This window comes from Micromonospora sp. CPCC 206061 (assembly GCF_036906915.1).
In the GTDB taxonomy this organism is placed as follows: Bacteria; Actinomycetota; Actinomycetes; order Mycobacteriales; family Micromonosporaceae; genus Phytohabitans.
Window position 1 is genome coordinate 63,877 of sequence record NZ_JBAKHX010000004.1, and the last position, 16,895, is coordinate 80,771.

Consider the following 16,895-nt stretch of genomic DNA (forward strand, 5'->3'; position numbering starts at 1 on the left):
TACGCCCGACTATTTTTTCGGGCCCACTGTCGGGTTTACGACCTCAGCCGGTGCGATCCGCGATGAAGTCGCAGAGCGACTCCATCGCCCGCCGCGCCGAACTGTCGGGCAGTGGCGCCAGCCGGGCCCGGGCATCCTCGGCGTACGTGCGGACCGTCTCGCGGGCCCGCTTGAGCGCCGGCGACTCGCGCAGCAGACCCAGCGCCTCGGCGTGCAGGGCGTCGTCGGTCACCGGGCCGGCCGACAGGATCTCCCGCAGGCGCACCGACGCGGCGTCGGCGTCGTCAGCGGCCAGCGCGTACAGCACCGGCAGCGTCGGCACGCCCTCGCGCAGATCGGTGCCCGGCGTCTTGCCGGACTGCAGCGAGTCGGAGGCGATGTCGAGCAGGTCGTCGGAGAGCTGGAACGCCACGCCGATCGTCTCGCCATACCCCGCGAGCGCCTCGATGTGCGCCGGCTCCGCGTGGCCGAACATGCCGCCGAACCGCGCCGACGTGGCGATCAGCGAACCGGTCTTTTCCGAGATCACGTCGAGGTAGTGGACGACCGGGTCGTCGCCCGCGCGCGGGCCGACCGTCTCGGCGATCTGGCCGTGTACCAGCCGGGCGAACGTGCGCGCCTGCAAGCGAACCGCCTCGGTGCCGAGGTCGGCCGCGATGTCGGCGGCGCGGGCGAAGAGATAGTCGCCCACGAGGATCGCCACCGAGTTGGTCCAGCGGGAGTTGGCGCTCGGGGCGCCCCGGCGCACGGGCGCCTCGTCCATGACGTCGTCGTGGTACAGCGTCGCGAGGTGGGTGAGCTCCATCACCACGGCCGCCGGCACCACCAGCGGCGCACGCGGGTCACCGAAGTGCGCACCCAGCGCCACGAGCAGCGGCCGGAACCGCTTGCCGCCGGCCTCGACCAGGTGGCGCGCCGCCTCGGTGACGAACGGGTCGGCGCTCTCGACACCGGTGCGCAGCTCGCGCTCGACCTCTGCCAACGTCTGTAGAACCGACGCTTCGAGCGCGGGGTCGATAAAATCGACCCCGATCGACGTCAGTCCGCCAGCTGCCAGCACCCCGTCCACATCCCCACGATGCCACACGGGATTCCCGGCGCGTCTCCGGGAGGCCCCGTTGTGGCCGTCAGCGCACGAAGTCTGCCGCGCTGGTCGTGAGATCCAGCAAAGGTGCGGGAGCGACGCCGAGCACCAGCGTGGCCACGACGCCGATCACCAGCGCCGCCGCCGTCAGGCCACCCGGGATCGAGACCGTGGGCGTGGACTCGCCGGGCTCGGAGAGCCACATCATCACGACCACCCGCAGGTACGGGAACGCCAGCAGCATGCTCGTAATCACACCGAACACGACCAGCCACACCTCACCCGCGTCGAGCGCCGCGCCGAAGACCGCGAACTTCGCGATGAAGCCGCTGGTCAGCGGGATGCCGGCGAACGCCAGCAGGATGAAGGTGAAGATGCCCGCGTACAGCGGCGAACGGCGGCCAAGACCGGCCCAACGCGACAGATGGGTAGCCTCGCCGTCGGCGTCACGCACCAGCGTCACCACGCCGAACGCGGCGATCACCGTGAAGCCGTACGCCACCAGGTAGAACATCGTGCTCGACAGGCCGTCCTTGGAGAGCGCGAGCACGCCCACCATCAGGTAACCGGCGTTGGCGATCGACGAGTACGCCAACAGTCGCTTGATGTCGGTCTGCGTCACCGCGAGCACAGCGCCGATGAGCATGGTGAGCACCGCCACAGCGCCGAGAATCGGCGTGTAGTCCCACGCGACCCCGTCGAAGCCGACGTACAGCACGCGCAGCATGCCACCGAACGCGGCCACCTTGGTGCACGCCGCCATCAGGCCCGTGATCGGGGTCGGCGCGCCCTGGTACACGTCGGGCGTCCACACGTGGAACGGGGCGGCCGCGGCCTTGAAGAGCAGGCCGATCGCGATCATTGCAAGGCCGGCGTACAGCAGCACCGTGCTCTGCGCCGACTCGGTCACCGCGTCGTGGATGGTGCCGAACTCGACGCCGCCCGCGAAGCCGTACACGAGGGCCACGCCGAAGAGGAAGAACGCCGACGCGTACGCGCCGAGCAGGAAGTACTTGAGCGCGGCCTCCTGGCTGAGCAGGCGGCGACGGCGGGCCAGCGCGCACAGCAGGTACAGCGGCAGGGAGAAGACCTCGAGCGCGACGAACATCGTCAGCAGGTCGTTGGCGGCGACGAAGAGCAGCATGCCGGCGATCGCGAAAACGCTGAGCGGGTACACCTCGGTGGCGCCCTGCTCCTTGACGGCCTGGCGACGGTCGGCCTCGGAGCCCACCGTGACCGCGGCCTGCGCGACGAACGCGCCACCGTGCTCCAGGGCTCGGTCACCGATCAGCAGCAGCGCCATGATGCCGAGCACGATGATCGCGCCCTGCAGGAAGAGCGTCGGCCCGTCGATCGCGACCGCCCCGCCCGCCGTGAGCACCCGGGTGTCGGCCTCCACGACGATCATGACGAGCGCCGCCAACAGGCCGAGCAGGGCCAGGACCAGCTGCGCCGAACGGCGCGCGGCCTTGGGCAGCACGGCCTCGAAGAGCACCCCGAGGCAGGCGACGCCGAACAGGATCAACATGGGCGCGATGGCCGCATAGTCGATCTTCGGCAGGCTGAGGTCTTCCATTATTTTGCCGCCTCCGTAATGGCCGGCGCAGGGTCCGTCTTCTGGATGTCCTGCATGGTGGCCTGCACAGCCGGGTTGATGACGTCGGTGACCGGCTTCGGGTAGAAGCCGAGCACGAGAAGCAGCGCGATCAGCGGCGCGACCACGACCTTCTCCCGGACGGTCAGGTCACGCCGCATCGCGTCCACAGTGGCCAGCGCCGGGTTGAGCGTGCCCTGGGTGGTGCGCTGCACCATCCACAGCACGTACGCGGCGGCCAGGATGATGCCGGCGGTCGCGATCACCGCGACCGTCTTGTTGACCGTGAACGTGCCGATCAGCACGAGGAACTCGGACACGAACGGCGCCGTGCCGGGCAGCGCCAGCGACGCGAGGCCGGCGAAGAAGAGCACGCCCGCGAGCAGCGGCACCAGCTTGCCGGCGCCGCCGAAGTCGCTGATCAGCGAAGAGCCGCGCCGGGCGACGAACATGCCGACCACGAGGAAGAGCAGGCCGGTGGCGAGACCGTGGTTGAGCATGTACAGCACCGCGCCGGTGCCGGCCTGGGTGGTGAACGCGAAGATGCCGACGCCGATGAACCCGAAGTGGGCGATCGAGGTGTACGACACGAGCCGCTTGAGGTCGTTCTGCCCGACCGCGAGCAGGGCCGCGTAGATGATGCCGATCACCGCGAGGGCCATGGCGTACGGCGCGAACCAGGTGGAAGCCTCGGGAAACAGCGGCAGGCAGTACCGCAGGATGCCGAACGTGCCCACCTTGTCGAGCACGCCGACGAGCAGCGCCGCCGAACCGGCCGGCGCGGCGCCACCGGCGTCCGGCAGCCAGGTGTGGAACGGGAAGAATGGCGCCTTGATGGCGAATGCCACAAAGAAGCCCAGGAACAGCCAGCGCTCGGTGCCGGTGGAGAAGTCGGCCGACAGCAGCTGCTGCCAGTCGAACGTGTGGCCGCCGAGCGCCCACAGTCCGATCACCGCGGCCAGCATGAAGAGGCCGCCGACCAGCGAGTACAGGAAGAACTTCACCGCGGCGTACTGGCGCCGCTGTCCGCCGTACGAGCCGATGAGGAAGTACATCGGCACGAGCATGACCTCGAAGAACACGTAGAACAGGAAGACGTCGGCGGCCGCGAAGACGCCGATCATCGTGCTCTCCAGGACGAGCAGCAGCGCGAAGTACACCGGCACGCTGCGCCGCGACGCGTCGGCGTCGTGCCACGAGGCCAGGATGACCAGCGGCACCAGCACCGCGATCAGCAGCAGCATGACCAGCGCGATGCCGTCGACCGCGAACGTGAACTTGGCGTCCCAGGCGGGGATCCAGGTGTACGACTCGCGGAACTGGAAGCGATCACCGCCGGCGTCGTACGCGATCCACATCACGACCGCGAGCGCCAGCACCGCGAGCGACCAGACGAACGCCACCCGCTTGGCCAGCTCGGGCTTCGCCCGCGGCAGGAACGCCACGATCAGCGCGCCGACCAGCGGGACGCCGGTCAGGATGGACAGGAACGGAAAGTCTGCGAACATTATTCGTCCTCTATCTCCGTCGTCAGCTCGCCGTCCGCGGTGTGGGGCGGACGAATAATGTTCGTCACGCCAGCCACCCAAGCTGGAGAGCGAGGAACGCGGCCACGACCAGCAGCGCACCCGTGAGCATGGACATCGCGTACGACCGCACGAAGCCGGTCTGGAGGCGACGCAGCCGGCTGGAGCCGCCACCAACCCCGGCGGCGAGCCCGTTGACCAGCCCGTCGATGCCTCGGTTGTCGAGGAAGACGAGCGCCCGGGTAAGGAAGATGCCGGGCTTCTCGAAGACCGCCTCGTTGAACGCGTCGGCGTACAGGTTGCGGCGAGCGGCCGTCACGACCGGGCCCGCCGGCTGCTCCCGCAGGGCGGTGCCGTTGCGGAACAGCGCGTACGCCAGGCCGACGCCGAGCAGCGTGACCACGATGGACAGTGCCGTGATCAGGCCGTGCGACATGACCGCGTGGACCTCTTCGCCGGAGTGGTCGCCGAGCGCCGGCACCAGCCAGTCGGGCACCGAGGTCGCCATCAGGCCACCGGCCGCCACCGAGCCCACGGCGAGCAGCACGAGCGGCACGGTCATGACCGGCGGCGACTCGTGCGGGTGGTCGATGTCTTCGGTCCACCGCTTCGGCCCGTGGAACGTCAGCACGAACAGCCGGGTCATGTAGAACGCGGTGACACCGGCGCCGATCAGCGCGGCCGTGCCGAAGAGCCAGGCCGTCCAGCCCTCCCGCTCGTACGCCGCCACGATGATCGGCTCCTTGGAGAAGAAGCCGGACAGCGGCGGCAGGCCGATGATGGCGAGCCACGCCAGGCCGAACGTGGCCCAGGTGATCCTCATGTACCGCCACAGCCCGCCGAATCGGCGGATGTCGGTCTGGTCGTGCATGCCGTGCATCACCGAGCCGGCACCGAGGAACAGGCCGGCCTTGAAGAAGCCGTGCGCGAGCAGGTGCACGATCGCCAGCGCGTACGCCGCACCGCCGAGCCCGACGCCGAGGAACATGTAGCCGATCTGCGACACCGTCGACCAGGCCAGCACGCGCTTGATGTCGTCCTTGGCGCAACCGATGATGCAGCCGATCAGGAGCGTGAGCGCGCCGACGCTGACCACGACGGTCTGGAGCGTCGCGTTCTGCGAGAAGATCGGGTTGGACCGGGCGATCAGGTACACGCCCGCGGTCACCATCGTGGCCGCGTGGATAAGGGCCGACACCGGGGTCGGGCCCTCCATCGCGTCCGGCAACCACGCCTGGAGCGGGAACTGGCCGGACTTGCCCGCGGCGCCGAGCAGCAGGAGCAGGCCCATGATGAGGATGGTGCCGGAGGCGACCGCGCCGATCCCGTTGAACACCTCGTCGTACTGCGTGGTGCCGAGCTGGGCGAACATCAGGAAGATGGCGATCGCGAACCCGGCGTCACCGACGCGGTTCATCAGGAACGCCTTCTTGCCGGCGGTGGCCGCCGACGGCCGGGTCACCCAGAACGAGATCAGCAGGTACGAGGCGAGACCCACGCCCTCCCAGCCGATGTAGAGCATCACGTAGTTGTTGCCCAGCACCAGCAGGAGCATCGCGGCGACGAAGAGGTTGAAGTACCCGAAGAACCGGCGCCGGCCCTCGTCGTGCTCCATGTAGCCGACCGCGTACAGGTGGATCAGGAAGCCAACGCCGGTGATCAGCAGCACGAACACCGCAGACAGCGGGTCGAAGAGCAGGCCGAAGTCGACGTGCAGCGAGCCGACCTCGATGTAGTCGAACAGACTCAGCTCGACCGCACGGTTGTCGAGGCCGCGGAGCTGGAAGAAGTACGTCAGGCCCAGCACGAAGGCGACCCCGACGCTGGCCACGCCGAGCCAGTGCCCCCACTTGTCAGCGCGCCGGCCGAGCAGCAGCAGGACCGCCGCGCTGGCCAGCGGGATGGCGATCAGCAGCCAGACGCTGGAGAGCAGCCCACTCGCGGCAACGTAGTTGACCGCGTTCTCAGCAGGCGCAGCGTGCGCACCTTTCAATACGTCGTGCATTTCCGCCTCAGTCTCAGTACTTCAGCAGGTTTGCGTCGTCGACGCTGGCCGACCGGCGCGTACGGAAGATGGACATGATGATGGCGAGGCCGACGACCACCTCGGCGGCGGCGACCACCATGACGAAGAACGCCATGATCTGGCCATCGAGGTTGCCGTTCATCCGGCTGAACGTCACGAGCGCGAGGTTGGCCGCGTTCAGCATCAGCTCGACGCACATGAACAGCACGATGGCGTTGCGCCGGATCAGCACACCGGTGGCGCCGATCGTGAACAGCACCGTCGCCAACACGAGATACCACTCAGGATTAGAAGGACTCACTTCGCAGTGCCCTCTTTCCGATCGTTCGCTGCGCTCACTTCTCAGTACCCTTCGGCGCCGACTCCGACGAAGTCAGCTCGCGCACGGGCAGGATCTTGGAGGTGCTGCGGTCGGTCAGCGTGCCGTCCGGCAGGCGACCCGGCGTGGCGACCGAGTCGGACGTGGCGTACACGCCGGGACCTGGCTTCGGGCCGGGGTAGTTACCGGGCAGGAAGCGGGCCCGCATGGTCTCCGGCTGGCCGCGCTTCTCACCCCTGCGCCGCTCCTTGTGCGCCAGCACCATCGCGCCCACCGCCGCCGTGATCAGCAGCGCCGAGGTCACCTCGAAGGCGAAGACGTACTTGGTGAACAGCAGCCGCGCGATGCCCTCGACGTTGCCCTGCGCGTTGGCCTGCTCCAGCCCGGCGGGCGTGGCGTTGTCGAGCGCACGGTACACGCCGGTGCCGACCAGCGCCGCGAACCCGATTCCCAGCAGCACCGCGGCGACGCGCTGGCCGCGTAGCGTTTCTATGAGCGAATCCGACGCGTCCCGGCCGACCAGCATCAGCACGAAGAGGAACAGCATCATGATGGCGCCGGTGTAGACGATGATCTGTGCCAGGCCGATGAACGGCGCCGCCTGAAGCACGTAGAAGACGCCGATGCTCAGCATCGTCAGCACGAGCCACAGCGCCGAGTGGATCGCGTTGCGGGCCAGCACCATGCCGATCGCGCCGACGAGGGCCGGCCAGACCAGGATCCAGAAGGTGACGGCTTCACCGGTGCTCATGCGGGTGCCCCCGATCCGTCCACGGTCTCCTGGTCGGACCACGGCGCCCGCTCGGCGCCCGCCGAGGTGCCCGGGTTGGTCAGCGCACCGAGGTAGTAGTCCTTCTCGGTCTCACCCAGGTACATGTCGTGTGGCGGCTGCTCCATGCCGGGCAGCAGCGGCGCCAGCAACTGCTCCTTCGTGAAGATGAGGTCCTGGCGGGAGTCGCGGGCCAGCTCGTACTCGTTGCTCATGGTCAGCGACCGGGTCGGGCAGGCCTCGATGCACAGTCCACAGAAGATGCAGCGGGCATAGTTGATCTGGTACGTGACCGCGTACCGCTCCCCGGGGGAGAAGCGCGCTTCCTCGGTGTTGTCGGCGCCCTCGACGTAGATGGCGTCGGCCGGGCAGGCCCAGGCGCACAACTCGCAGCCGATGCACTTCTCCAGGCCGTCCGGGTGCCGGTTGAGGATGTGCCGCCCGTGATAGCGCGGCGCCGTCACCGGGGTCTCGAACGGGTACTTCGTGGTCACCGTCTTGCGGAACATGTGGGCGAAGGTGACCCCGAAGCCCTTCACAGCGCCCAATGCGCTCATTCTTGCTCTCCTTCGGGTGCGGCGCCGACGTTCGCCGGCTCCCGTTCGGCCACCGCGCGGCGGGCCCGCGGGCTCGGCGGCACCGTCAGGTCCATCGGCGGCAGCGGGAAGCTGCCCGCCGGGCGCGAGCTGGCGAGCTCCTCCAGCGTCGGCGCCGGTGGCTTCTTCTTCGACGGCCAGAGCAACGCCGCCAGGAGTGCCGCGACGATGGCGCCCGCGAGGATCAGGTTCCGCGAGGTGCTGTCGACGTCTTCGCGCAGCACCTTGATGCCGGCGAGAACGAGGATCCACACCAGGCTGATCGGCAGCATCACCCGCCAGTTGAGCCGCATGAACTGGTCGTACCGGAGCCGGGGCAGCGTTGCCCGCAGCCACACGAAGACGAACAGCATCAGTACGACCTTGGTGGTGAACCACAGCAGCGGCCACCAGCCGGAGTTGGCGCCCTCCCAGAAGGTGGTGATCGGCGGAATGGCCCGCCAGCCACCAAGGAAGAGCGTGGTCACCATCGCGGACATGCCGACCATGGCCACGTACTCGGACATCATGAAGAGCAGGAACTTCAGCGACGAGTACTCGGTCATGTAGCCGGCGACGAGCTCCGACTCGGCCTCGGGCAGGTCGAACGGCGCCCGGTTGGTCTCACCGACCGCCGCGATGCAGAAGATCAGGAAGCTGGGGATCAGCAGGATCGCGTACCAGCCCGGCGCGGTCACGTCCAGGCCGAAGAGGTTGATCGGCTGGCCGCTGCGCTGTGCCGCGACGATCTGGCTGGTCGACGCCGAGCCGGCGGTCATGAACACCGCGACGATCGACAGGCCCATCGAGACCTCGTACGAGATCATCTGAGCGCTCGACCGCAGACCGCCGAGGAGCGGGTACGTCGAGCCGGACGCCCAGCCGCCGAGCACGATGCCGTAGACGGCCATCCCGGAGCAGGCGAAGACCAGCAGCACCGAGACCGGCACGTCGGTGACCTGCAGGGGTGTCTGGTGTCCCGCGATGCTCACCATCGGGCCGAACGGGATCACCGTCAACGCCGTGAAACCGCAGATCACCGCGACCGTCGGCGCGAAGAAGAAGACCACCTTGTCCGCGGTGCGCGGCATGATGTCTTCCTTGAACGCGCCCTTCAGGCCGTCGGCCAGCGTCTGCAGCAGGCCGAGCGGGCCAGCCTGGTTGGGGCCGGGGCGCACCGCCATGCGAGCGACGACGCGGCGCTCGAACCACACGCCGAGCAGCGTCATCACCATGCCGAAGGCGAAGACCGCCACGATCTTGACGATGACCAGCCACCACGGGTCATGGCCGAAATCCTGGAGGGTCGGGTCCTGGGCGACGATCACTGCGCCTGCCTTTCGTTCGCGACCGCGGGGCTCGCAGGCGGACGTCCGCACGCGGCTCCAAGCCGTCGAAGCTCACTCCTCGCGCTCACAGGGTGCTCCCCTTCGAAAGCCGGACCACCGCGCCCGACGTGACGCCGAGCGCGCGGCGGACGGTCGAGCCCGGAGAGTTCGTCGGCAGCCAGACCACCGTGTCGGGCAGCTCCGTGAGCGCCGCCGGCAGGGTGATCGCCCCACGGTCGGTGCCCACCGTCACCGGGTCACCCTCGGCCACGCCGAGCCGCTCGGCCGTGGCCTTCGACAGCCGCACGACAGGCGGTCGGGCAGTGCCGCCCAGGTACTCGTCGCCGTCGGTCAGGCTGCCCAGGTCGATGAGCTGGTGCCAGGTCGCCAGCACCGCCTCGCCCGCGTTCGGCCGCGGCACCGGCCGCGAGGCGGCCAGCGGCGCTGCCGGCCGCTCGGCGCGGGTCGCGGGAAGCGAACCCAGCTCGCGGCGGACCAGGTTGACCTGGCCGGTCCCGAGCTGGATGCCGAGCTGCGCGGCGAGCGCGTCGAGCACGCGGCCGTCGGTCATCGCCGGCGTCTCCAGCACCGCCTCGAACGTGCGCAGGCGCCCTTCCCAGTCGACGAAGCTGCCAGCCTTCTCGACCACCGGAGCGACCGGGAAGACCACGTCAGCGCGGCGACTGACCGCGCTGTTTCGCACCTCGAAGCTGATCAGGAACGGCACCGTGTCGAGCGCCTGCTCGGCGAGGCGCGGGTCGGACAGGTCGGCGGGGTCGACGCCCGCGACGAGCAGCGCGCCGATCCGGCCGCCGGCCGCCGCCGCGACGATTCCGTCGGTGTCTCGGCCGGCCTGGCTCGGGATGACCCCGGCCTCAAGGTCCCATGCTCCAGCCAGCTCGGCCCGCGCGGCCGCGTCGGTGACCAGGCGCCCGCCGGGCAACAGGTTGGGAAGGCAGCCTGCGTCGATAGCGCCGCGGTCACCCGCGCGCCGCGGCACCCAGGCCAGCTTCGCTCCGGTACGCGCGGCGAGCGTGACGGCGGCCGACAGTCCACCAGGGACGGTGGCGAGCCGCTCGCCGACGATCAGGATCGCGCCCTCGGTGCGCAGCGCCTCGGCGAACCGCTCGTCGTCGGTCAGCACCCTGGCCTCGTCACCCGGCACCGTGATGCCCACCGACGCGCCCAGCTTTTCCAGGCCGCGGCTGACGAACGGCGAGAGCGCCAGCACCTTCTGCTTGCCCTTCCGGCTCGCCTTGCGCAGCCGGAGGAACAGGATCGGGCACTCCTCTTCGGGCTCCAGCCCGGCGATGACCACGACCGGCGCCTTCTCGACGTCGGCGTAGGTTACCTCTGTGCTGCCCACCACCGTGCTCGCCAGGAAGTCGGCTTCCTCCTGCGAGACCGGTCGGGCCCGGAAGTCGATGTCGTTGGTGCGCAGGGCCACCCGGGCGAACTTCGCGTAGGCGTACGCGTCTTCGACCGTCAGCCGCCCGCCGGTCAGTACGCCGATGCCGTGCGCGCCGTCGCGGGCCTTGCGCAGCCCCTCGGCCGCCACCGACAGCGCCTCAGACCACGGCGCCTCGCGCAGCTCGCCGGTCTTGGCGTCGCGCACCAGCGGCGTGGTGAGCCGGTCGAACGCGGTGGTGTACTGGAAGCCCCACCGGCCCTTGTCGCAGTTCCACTCCTCGTTGACCGCCGGATCGTCGCCGGCCATTCGGCGCAGCACCTTGCCGCGGCGGTGGTCGGTGCGCTGGGCGCAGCCGGCCGAGCAGTGCTCACAGACGCTCGGCGAGGAGACCAGGTCGAACGGGCGGGCACGGAACCGGTACTGGGCGCCGGTGAGCGCGCCCACCGGGCAGATCTGCACGGTATTGCCGGAGAAGTAGGAGTTGAAGGGTTCGACGGCGCTGTCGCCCTCGTCATCGTTGTCTTCGCCGAAGAAGCTGTCCCGGTACACGTTGATCTGCTCGCCCGACGACCGGTCCATCAGGTCGATGAACTTGTCACCGGCGATCTCGTCGGAGAACCGCGTGCAGCGCTGGCAGAGCACGCACCGCTCGCGGTCGAGCAGCACCTGCGTCGAGATCGGGAGCGGCTTCGGGTACTCGCGCTTGTGCTCGTGGAAACGCGTGTCGGAACGGCCGCTCGACATCGCCTGGTTCTGGAGTGGACACTCGCCGCCCTTGTCGCACATGGGGCAGTCGAGCGGGTGGTTGATGAGCAGCAGCTCCATGATCCCGGCCTGCGCCTTTTCGGCGACCGGTGAGGTGAGCTGCGTCTTCACCACCATGCCGTCGGCCACCGTCTGGGTGCAGGAGGCGACCGGCTTGCGCTGGCCCTCCACCTCGACGAGGCACTGCCGGCAGGCGCCGGCCGGCGCGAGCAGCGGGTGGTCGCAGAACCGCGGGATCTCGATGCCCAGCTGCTCGGCGACCCGGATGAGCAGCGCGCCCTTGGGCGCGGTCACCTCGACGCCGTCGATCGTGAGCGTGACGGTGTCGGCCTTCTTGGCGACGTCGGTCATCAGTGCGCTCCAACCAACTGCTTGCCCGTCAACCGGGGTGCCGTGCGGCCCTCGATGTAGTCGAGGTAGTCCTGCTTGAAGTACTGCAGCGAGGACGTCACCGGGCTGGTCGCACCGTCACCGAGACCGCAGAACGAGCGGCCGAGGATGTTGTCGCAGGTGTCCAGCAGGGTGTCGAGGTCTTCGAACGTCCCCTCGCCGGAGAGGATGCGGCGGTAGACCCGCACCATCCAGAAGTTGCCCTCACGGCACGGGGTGCACTTGCCGCACGACTCGTGGTGGTAGAACTCCAGCCACTTGTAGGTCGCGTAGACCGGGCAGTCCTGGTCGGAGAAGAGCTGGGTCGCCGTGGTGCCGAGGATCGAACCGGCGGCCGCGACCGACTCGAAGTCGAGCGGCACGTCCATGTGCTCGGCGGTCAGCAGCGGCGTCGACGAGCCGCCTGGCGTCCAGAACTTCAGGTTGTGGCCCGGTAGCATCCCGCCGGCCAGCTCGATCAGCTCGCGCAGCGTGACGCCGAGCCCGCACTCGTACTGCCCGGGGTTGGTGATCCGGCCGGACAGTGAGTAGATCATCGGGCCAGACGACTTTTCGGTGCCCATGGTCTTCCACCAGGCGGCACCGCCCAGCACGATGTACGGCACGCTCGCGATCGTGCCGACGTTGTTGACCACCGTGGGGCTGGCGTACAGGCCGTGGGTCGCGGGGAACGGCGGGCGCAGCCGGGGCTGGCCGCGGAAGCCCTCCAGCGAGTCGAGCAGCGCCGTTTCCTCGCCGCAGATGTAGGCGCCGGCGCCACTGTGGACGACCAGGTCGAGGTCGTGTCCGGAGCCGAGGATGTTCGTGCCCAGGTATCCCGCCTTGTACGCCTCGTCGACCGCGTTGCGCAGCCGGCGCGCGGCGTTGACCGCCTCACCGCGGATGTAGATGTACGCGCGGTTGGCGCGGATGGCGTACGCCGCGATGATCACGCCCTCGATGAGCGAGTGCGGGTCGTGCGTCATCAGGGGCAGGTCCTTGCAGGTGCCCGGCTCGCCCTCATCGGCGTTCACCACGAGGTAGTGCGGCTTGCCGTCGTTTTGCGGGATGAAGCCCCACTTGAGGCCGGTGGGGAAGCCCGCACCGCCCCGGCCGCGCAGGCCCGAGTCCTTGATGAGCTGGATCAGGTCGTCAGGGTGGGCGGCCAACGCCTTGCGCAGCGCCGCGTACCCGTCGAGCTGCTCGTACACGTCGAGGCGCCACGCCTCCGGCGACAGCCAGCGCTTGGTCAGTACCGGAGTGAGCTTTTCCAGCACCTCGCGCCGAGGGGCAGTGCTCATTTCGCCTCCTGCGCCTTGATGGGCGTCTCCGGGTCGAACCCGGGGACGCTGATCCCGTGCTCCTGGGCCAGCCGCACCCCGCGAAGGGTGGGCTCGCCCGCGACGCCGTCGGCGACGCCCTCGGGCCGGTCGTCGGCGAAGCCGGCGAGCTGCACCGCCATCTCCTTGAGAGTGCAGAGCCGGGCGCCGCGGCTCGGCATCGGCCGCTCGCCACCGCGCAGCTTCTCCACGAGGCCGACCGCGCCGTCCGCGTCGACCTTGTCGAAGAACTCGTAGTTGACCGTCATGACCGGGCCGTAGTCGCAGGCGGCCAGGCACTCGGCGTGCTCCAGCGTGACGCTGCCGTCGGCGGTGGTCTCCTCGTGCCCGACGCCCAGGTGCTCGGATAGCCGGTCGTAGACCTCCTGGCCGCCGAGCACATTGCACATCGTGTTGGTGCAGACGCTGACCAGCCAGTCAGCGGTGGGCCGGCGCTTGTACATCGTGTAGAAGGTCGCCACCGCTCCGACCTGCGCCTTGGTAATGCCCAGCATCTCGGCGCAGAACTCCACACCGGCAGGCGAGACGTGCCCTTCTTCCGCCTGCACGAGGTGCAGCAGGGGCAGCAGGGCCGAACGCGACCGGTCGGCGGGGTACCGCGCGACGATCTGGATCGCCTTGGCCCTGAGGTCGTCGGAATACTGCACTGTCATCGGTCACATCCACCCATCACGGGGTCCAGCGAGGCGCCACCGGCGATCACGTCGGCGATCAGGCCGCCCTCGGCCATCGCGGGGATGGCCTGGAGGTTGATGAAGCTCGGCTCCCGGTAGTGCACCCGGTACGGCCGGGTGCCACCGTCGGAGACCGCGTGCACGCCGAGTTCGCCGCGCGGCGACTCGATGCCCACGTACACCTGGCCCGGCGGAACCCGGAAGCCTTCGGTCACGAGCTTGAAGTGGTGGATCAGGGACTCCATCGACTGCCCCATGATCTTCGCGACGTGTTCGAGAGAGTTGCCCATGCCGTCCACGCCGATCGCGAGCTGCGCCGGCCAGGCGATCTTCTTGTCGGCCACCATGATCGGGCCCGGCTTGAGCCGTTCGAGCGCCTGCTCGACGAGCTTCAGCGACTCACGGATCTCGGCCACCCGCACCAGGTACCGGCCCCACACGTCGCCGGTGGTCGTGGTCGGCACGTCGAACTCGTACGTCTCGTAGCCGCAGTAGGGCATGGTCTTGCGCATGTCCCAGGGCAGGCCGGCGGAGCGCAGCACCGGGCCGGTGATGCCGAGCGCCAGGCAGCCGGTCACGTCGAGCACCGCGACGTCCTTGGTGCGCTGGTGCCAGATCGGCTGGCCGGAGAGCAGGTCCTCGTACTCCTTGAGCTTCTTGGGCATCAGCTCCAGGAAGTCGCGGATCTTCTTGACCGCCTCTTCGGGCACGTCCTGCGCGACCCCGCCGGGCCGGACGTACGCCATGTTCATGCGCAGCCCGGTGATCATCTCGAAGATCTCCAGGATGTACTCACGCTCGCGGAAGCCGTAGAGCATCATCGAGATCGCGCCCAGCTCCATGCCGGTCGTGGCCAGCCACACCAGGTGCGACGCGATCCGGTTGAGCTCCATCATGAGCACCCGGATCGTGGTGGCCCGCTCGGTGATCTGCTCTTCGATGCCGAGCAGCTTCTCGACCGCGAGCGCGTACGCCGTCTCGTTGAAGATTGGCGCGAGGTAGTCCATCCGGGTCACGAACGTCGAGCCCTGCACCCAGTTGCGGTACTCGAGGTTTTTCTCGATGCCGGTGTGCAGGTATCCGACGACCAGCCGGCACTCGCGGACGGTCTCGCCCTCGAGCTCCAGAACCAGCCGGAGCACGCCGTGCGTCGACGGGTGCTGCGGACCCATGTTGACGACGATGTGCTCGGCCTCGATGGGGTCGGCCCCACCGACGACGGTGTCCCAGTCGCCGCCGGTGACGTTGAAGACCTTGCCTTCGGTCGTCTCCCGCTCGGTCGCGTACGTCATTGGTAGCTCCTCCGCTTGTCCGGCGGTGGGATTTCGGCGCCCTTGTACTCGACCGGCACGCCGCCGAGCGGGTAGTCCTTCCGCTGCGGGAAGCCCTCCCAGTCATCCGGCATGAGAATCCGGGTCAGGTTGGGGTGGCCCTCGAAGATGACGCCGAAGAAGTCGTACGTCTCCCGCTCCTGCCAGTCGGCGGTCGGGTAGACGCTGGTCACGCTCGGCACCCGCGGGTTGTCGGCGGTTACCGCGACCTCCAGCCGCACGCGCCTGCGGTACGTCATCGAGGTCAGGTGATAGACGACGTGCAAGCGGCGGTCGTCGGCCCCGAGGTAATCGGCACCGGACACGCTGGAGCACAGCTCGAAGCGCAGCGACTCGTCGTCGCGCATCACCTGGCAAACCTCGGCGATCCGCTCCGGCTTGATGTGGAGCGTCAGCTCGCCCCGGTCGACCACGACCTTCTCGATCGCACCGTCCAGCCCCGGGAAGGCTTCATCAAGAGCGTCGTACACCTCGTCGAAGTAGCTGCCGTACGGCTGCTCCGCTCCGGCGGGCGCCACCCGGCGGCGCACCAGGCCACCGAAGCCCGACGTGTCGCCACTGCCGTGGATGCCGAACATGCCGCGGCCCGCGCGGCTGGCCGGCGGGTACTCGGCCGGCGCACCGGCGGTCGCGCCGACCGGAGGCGCCTCGGCCGGGACGCCACCGCCCGGGTCCTGACTGGGCTTGTTGGGCTCGACCATTACCAGCGACCCCCTGCCTGCATATGCCTCTGCTCCTGCATCCACTTCTCGATGCGGAGCTGCTCCTCGCGGCCTTCCTTGACGGCCTGCGTCCACTCGGCCCGCTTCGCGCTGTCCGACCGGTACGACGAGGGCATGGCACCGGGCGCGACGGCCGGCACGTCACCGCGGGCCTGGCGCTCCTCCAGCATCTTGCGGCCGTTCGCACCAAGCGGCTCTTGCATGATCTTCTCGCGCAGCTTGAGGATCGCGTCGATCAGCATCTCCGGCCGCGGTGGGCAGCCCGGCAGGTACATGTCGACGGGCACCACGTGGTCGACGCCCTGGACGATCGCGTAGTTGTTGAACATGCCGCCGCTGCTCGCGCAGACACCCATCGAGAGCACCCAGCGCGGCTCGGCCATCTGGTCGTAGATCTGGCGGAGCACCGGTGCCATCTTCTGGCTCACCCGGCCCGCCACGATCATCAAGTCGGCCTGGCGAGGCGAGGCCCGGAAGACCTCCATGCCCCAGCGACCGAGGTCGTAGTGCGGGGCGCCCGCGGCCATCATCTCGATGGCGCAACAGGCGAGGCCGAACGTCGCGCCCCACGTCGAGGTCTTGCGGGTCCAGTTGACCAGCTTCTCGACGGAGGTCAGCAGGATGCCGCTCGGCAGCTTCTCTTCGATACCCATGGCGCCAGATCCTCAGTCCCAGTCCAGCCCGCCGCGCCGCCAGACATAGGCGTACGCGATGAAGACCGTCCCAATGAAGAGCAGCATCTCCACGAACCCGAAGAGGCCGAGCGAGTCGAACGACACGGCCCACGGGTAGAGGAAGATGATTTCGATGTCGAAGATGATGAACAGCATCGCGGTCAGATAGAACTTGACCGGGATGCGACCGCCGCCGATCGGCTCGGGCGACGGCTCGATGCCGCACTCGTACGCGGCGAGCTTGGCCTTGTTGTAGCGGCGTGGGCCGATGAACGGCGCGATCGCGACCGAGAAGACCGCGAACCCCGCGGCGAGGGCGAACATCCCGATGATGGGTACGTAAGGCGAGAGCGACATCGTCTTCCCCTGCTCGTCCTTTCCCTGCCTT

General features: G+C 68.9%; 14 protein-coding genes and 1 pseudogene. All 15 read right to left on the minus strand.

The window, feature by feature from the left end; all coding sequences use genetic code 11:
* Positions 1-43 precede the first annotated feature (43 nt).
* Positions 44-1,060, minus strand: coding sequence for a polyprenyl synthetase family protein (locus V6V89_RS04620; protein ID WP_442935070.1), 1,017 nt, complete (start codon positions 1,058-1,060; stop codon positions 44-46).
* Positions 1,061-1,127: 67 nt separating this feature from the next.
* Positions 1,128-2,660 (minus strand): NADH-quinone oxidoreductase subunit NuoN, encoded by a 1,533-nt coding sequence (gene nuoN / locus V6V89_RS04625; protein WP_334617671.1) that lies wholly within the window; start codon positions 2,658-2,660, stop codon positions 1,128-1,130.
* A complete protein-coding gene (locus tag V6V89_RS04630; protein ID WP_334617672.1) occupies positions 2,660-4,186 on the minus strand; it encodes an NADH-quinone oxidoreductase subunit M in 1,527 nt (508 codons plus the stop codon). Before V6V89_RS04630 ends, nuoN begins: the two co-directional genes overlap by 1 nt.
* Positions 4,187-4,250: 64 nt before the next feature.
* Positions 4,251-6,209, minus strand: a complete 1,959-nt coding sequence (nuoL, locus tag V6V89_RS04635; RefSeq protein WP_334617673.1) for an NADH-quinone oxidoreductase subunit L — start codon at positions 6,207-6,209, stop codon at positions 4,251-4,253.
* Positions 6,210-6,222: 13 nt separating this feature from the next.
* Positions 6,223-6,531 (minus strand): NADH-quinone oxidoreductase subunit NuoK, encoded by a 309-nt coding sequence (gene nuoK / locus V6V89_RS04640; protein WP_334617674.1) that lies wholly within the window; start codon positions 6,529-6,531, stop codon positions 6,223-6,225.
* A 34-nt stretch (positions 6,532-6,565) separates the two neighbouring features.
* Positions 6,566-7,300: an NADH-quinone oxidoreductase subunit J gene (locus V6V89_RS04645; RefSeq protein WP_334617675.1), complete on the minus strand. Its 735-nt coding sequence runs from the start codon at positions 7,298-7,300 to the stop codon at positions 6,566-6,568.
* Positions 7,297-7,875 carry an NADH-quinone oxidoreductase subunit NuoI gene (gene nuoI, locus V6V89_RS04650; RefSeq protein WP_334617676.1) on the minus strand — a complete coding sequence of 193 codons (579 nt, stop codon included), beginning with the start codon at positions 7,873-7,875 and terminating at the stop codon, positions 7,297-7,299. Before nuoI ends, V6V89_RS04645 begins: the two co-directional genes overlap by 4 nt.
* Complete coding sequence (gene nuoH, locus V6V89_RS04655) at positions 7,872-9,221, minus strand: NADH-quinone oxidoreductase subunit NuoH (RefSeq protein ID WP_334617677.1); 1,350 nt, start codon at positions 9,219-9,221, stop codon at positions 7,872-7,874. The genes nuoI and nuoH overlap by 4 nt, the downstream gene beginning before the upstream one ends.
* 85 nt (positions 9,222-9,306) lie before the next feature.
* The gene (locus tag V6V89_RS04660; RefSeq protein ID WP_334617678.1) at positions 9,307-11,748 is read right to left on the minus strand and encodes an NADH-quinone oxidoreductase subunit G; all 2,442 of its coding nucleotides are present in this window, start codon (positions 11,746-11,748) and stop codon (positions 9,307-9,309) included.
* Positions 11,748-13,067, minus strand: coding sequence for an NADH-quinone oxidoreductase subunit NuoF (gene nuoF, locus V6V89_RS04665; protein WP_334617679.1), 1,320 nt, complete (start codon positions 13,065-13,067; stop codon positions 11,748-11,750). Before nuoF ends, V6V89_RS04660 begins: the two co-directional genes overlap by 1 nt.
* An 8-nt stretch (positions 13,068-13,075) precedes the next feature.
* A pseudogene (gene nuoE, locus V6V89_RS04670) lies at positions 13,076-13,759 on the minus strand (NADH-quinone oxidoreductase subunit NuoE); the annotation flags it as partial.
* On the minus strand, positions 13,756-15,072 hold the full coding sequence (locus V6V89_RS04675) for an NADH-quinone oxidoreductase subunit D (RefSeq protein ID WP_334617680.1): 1,317 nt from the start codon (positions 15,070-15,072) through the stop codon (positions 13,756-13,758). The gene V6V89_RS04675 and the pseudogene nuoE, both read right to left, overlap by 4 nt.
* On the minus strand, positions 15,069-15,812 hold the full coding sequence (locus tag V6V89_RS04680; RefSeq protein ID WP_334617681.1) for an NADH-quinone oxidoreductase subunit C: 744 nt from the start codon (positions 15,810-15,812) through the stop codon (positions 15,069-15,071). The genes V6V89_RS04675 and V6V89_RS04680 overlap by 4 nt, the downstream gene beginning before the upstream one ends.
* A complete protein-coding gene (locus V6V89_RS04685; protein ID WP_334617682.1) occupies positions 15,812-16,486 on the minus strand; it encodes a NuoB/complex I 20 kDa subunit family protein in 675 nt (224 codons plus the stop codon). The genes V6V89_RS04680 and V6V89_RS04685 overlap by 1 nt, the downstream gene beginning before the upstream one ends.
* Before the next feature lie 12 nt (positions 16,487-16,498).
* The gene (locus V6V89_RS04690; protein ID WP_334617683.1) at positions 16,499-16,864 is read right to left on the minus strand and encodes an NADH-quinone oxidoreductase subunit A; all 366 of its coding nucleotides are present in this window, start codon (positions 16,862-16,864) and stop codon (positions 16,499-16,501) included.
* Between the last annotated feature and the right edge of the window lie 31 nt (positions 16,865-16,895).

What these genes read in the sequence shown, in the direction of transcription:
- nuoN (WP_334617671.1), bottom strand. Translation starts at nt 2,660, where the DNA reads ATGGAAGACCTCAGCCTGCCGAAGATCGACTATGCGGCCATCGCGCCC.
- V6V89_RS04630 (WP_334617672.1), bottom strand. Translation starts at nt 4,186, where the DNA reads ATGTTCGCAGACTTTCCGTTCCTGTCCATCCTGACCGGCGTCCCGCTG.
- nuoL (WP_334617673.1), bottom strand. Translation starts at nt 6,209, where the DNA reads ATGCACGACGTATTGAAAGGTGCGCACGCTGCGCCTGCTGAGAACGCG.
- V6V89_RS04645 (WP_334617675.1), bottom strand. Translation starts at nt 7,300, where the DNA reads ATGAGCACCGGTGAAGCCGTCACCTTCTGGATCCTGGTCTGGCCGGCC.
- nuoI (WP_334617676.1), bottom strand. Translation starts at nt 7,875, where the DNA reads ATGAGCGCATTGGGCGCTGTGAAGGGCTTCGGGGTCACCTTCGCCCAC.
- V6V89_RS04660 (WP_334617678.1), bottom strand. Translation starts at nt 11,748, where the DNA reads ATGACCGACGTCGCCAAGAAGGCCGACACCGTCACGCTCACGATCGAC.
- nuoF (WP_334617679.1), bottom strand. Translation starts at nt 13,067, where the DNA reads ATGAGCACTGCCCCTCGGCGCGAGGTGCTGGAAAAGCTCACTCCGGTA.
- V6V89_RS04675 (WP_334617680.1), bottom strand. Translation starts at nt 15,072, where the DNA reads ATGACGTACGCGACCGAGCGGGAGACGACCGAAGGCAAGGTCTTCAAC.
- V6V89_RS04680 (WP_334617681.1), bottom strand. Translation starts at nt 15,812, where the DNA reads ATGGTCGAGCCCAACAAGCCCAGTCAGGACCCGGGCGGTGGCGTCCCG.
- V6V89_RS04685 (WP_334617682.1), bottom strand. Translation starts at nt 16,486, where the DNA reads ATGGGTATCGAAGAGAAGCTGCCGAGCGGCATCCTGCTGACCTCCGTC.
- V6V89_RS04690 (WP_334617683.1), bottom strand. Translation starts at nt 16,864, where the DNA reads ATGTCGCTCTCGCCTTACGTACCCATCATCGGGATGTTCGCCCTCGCC.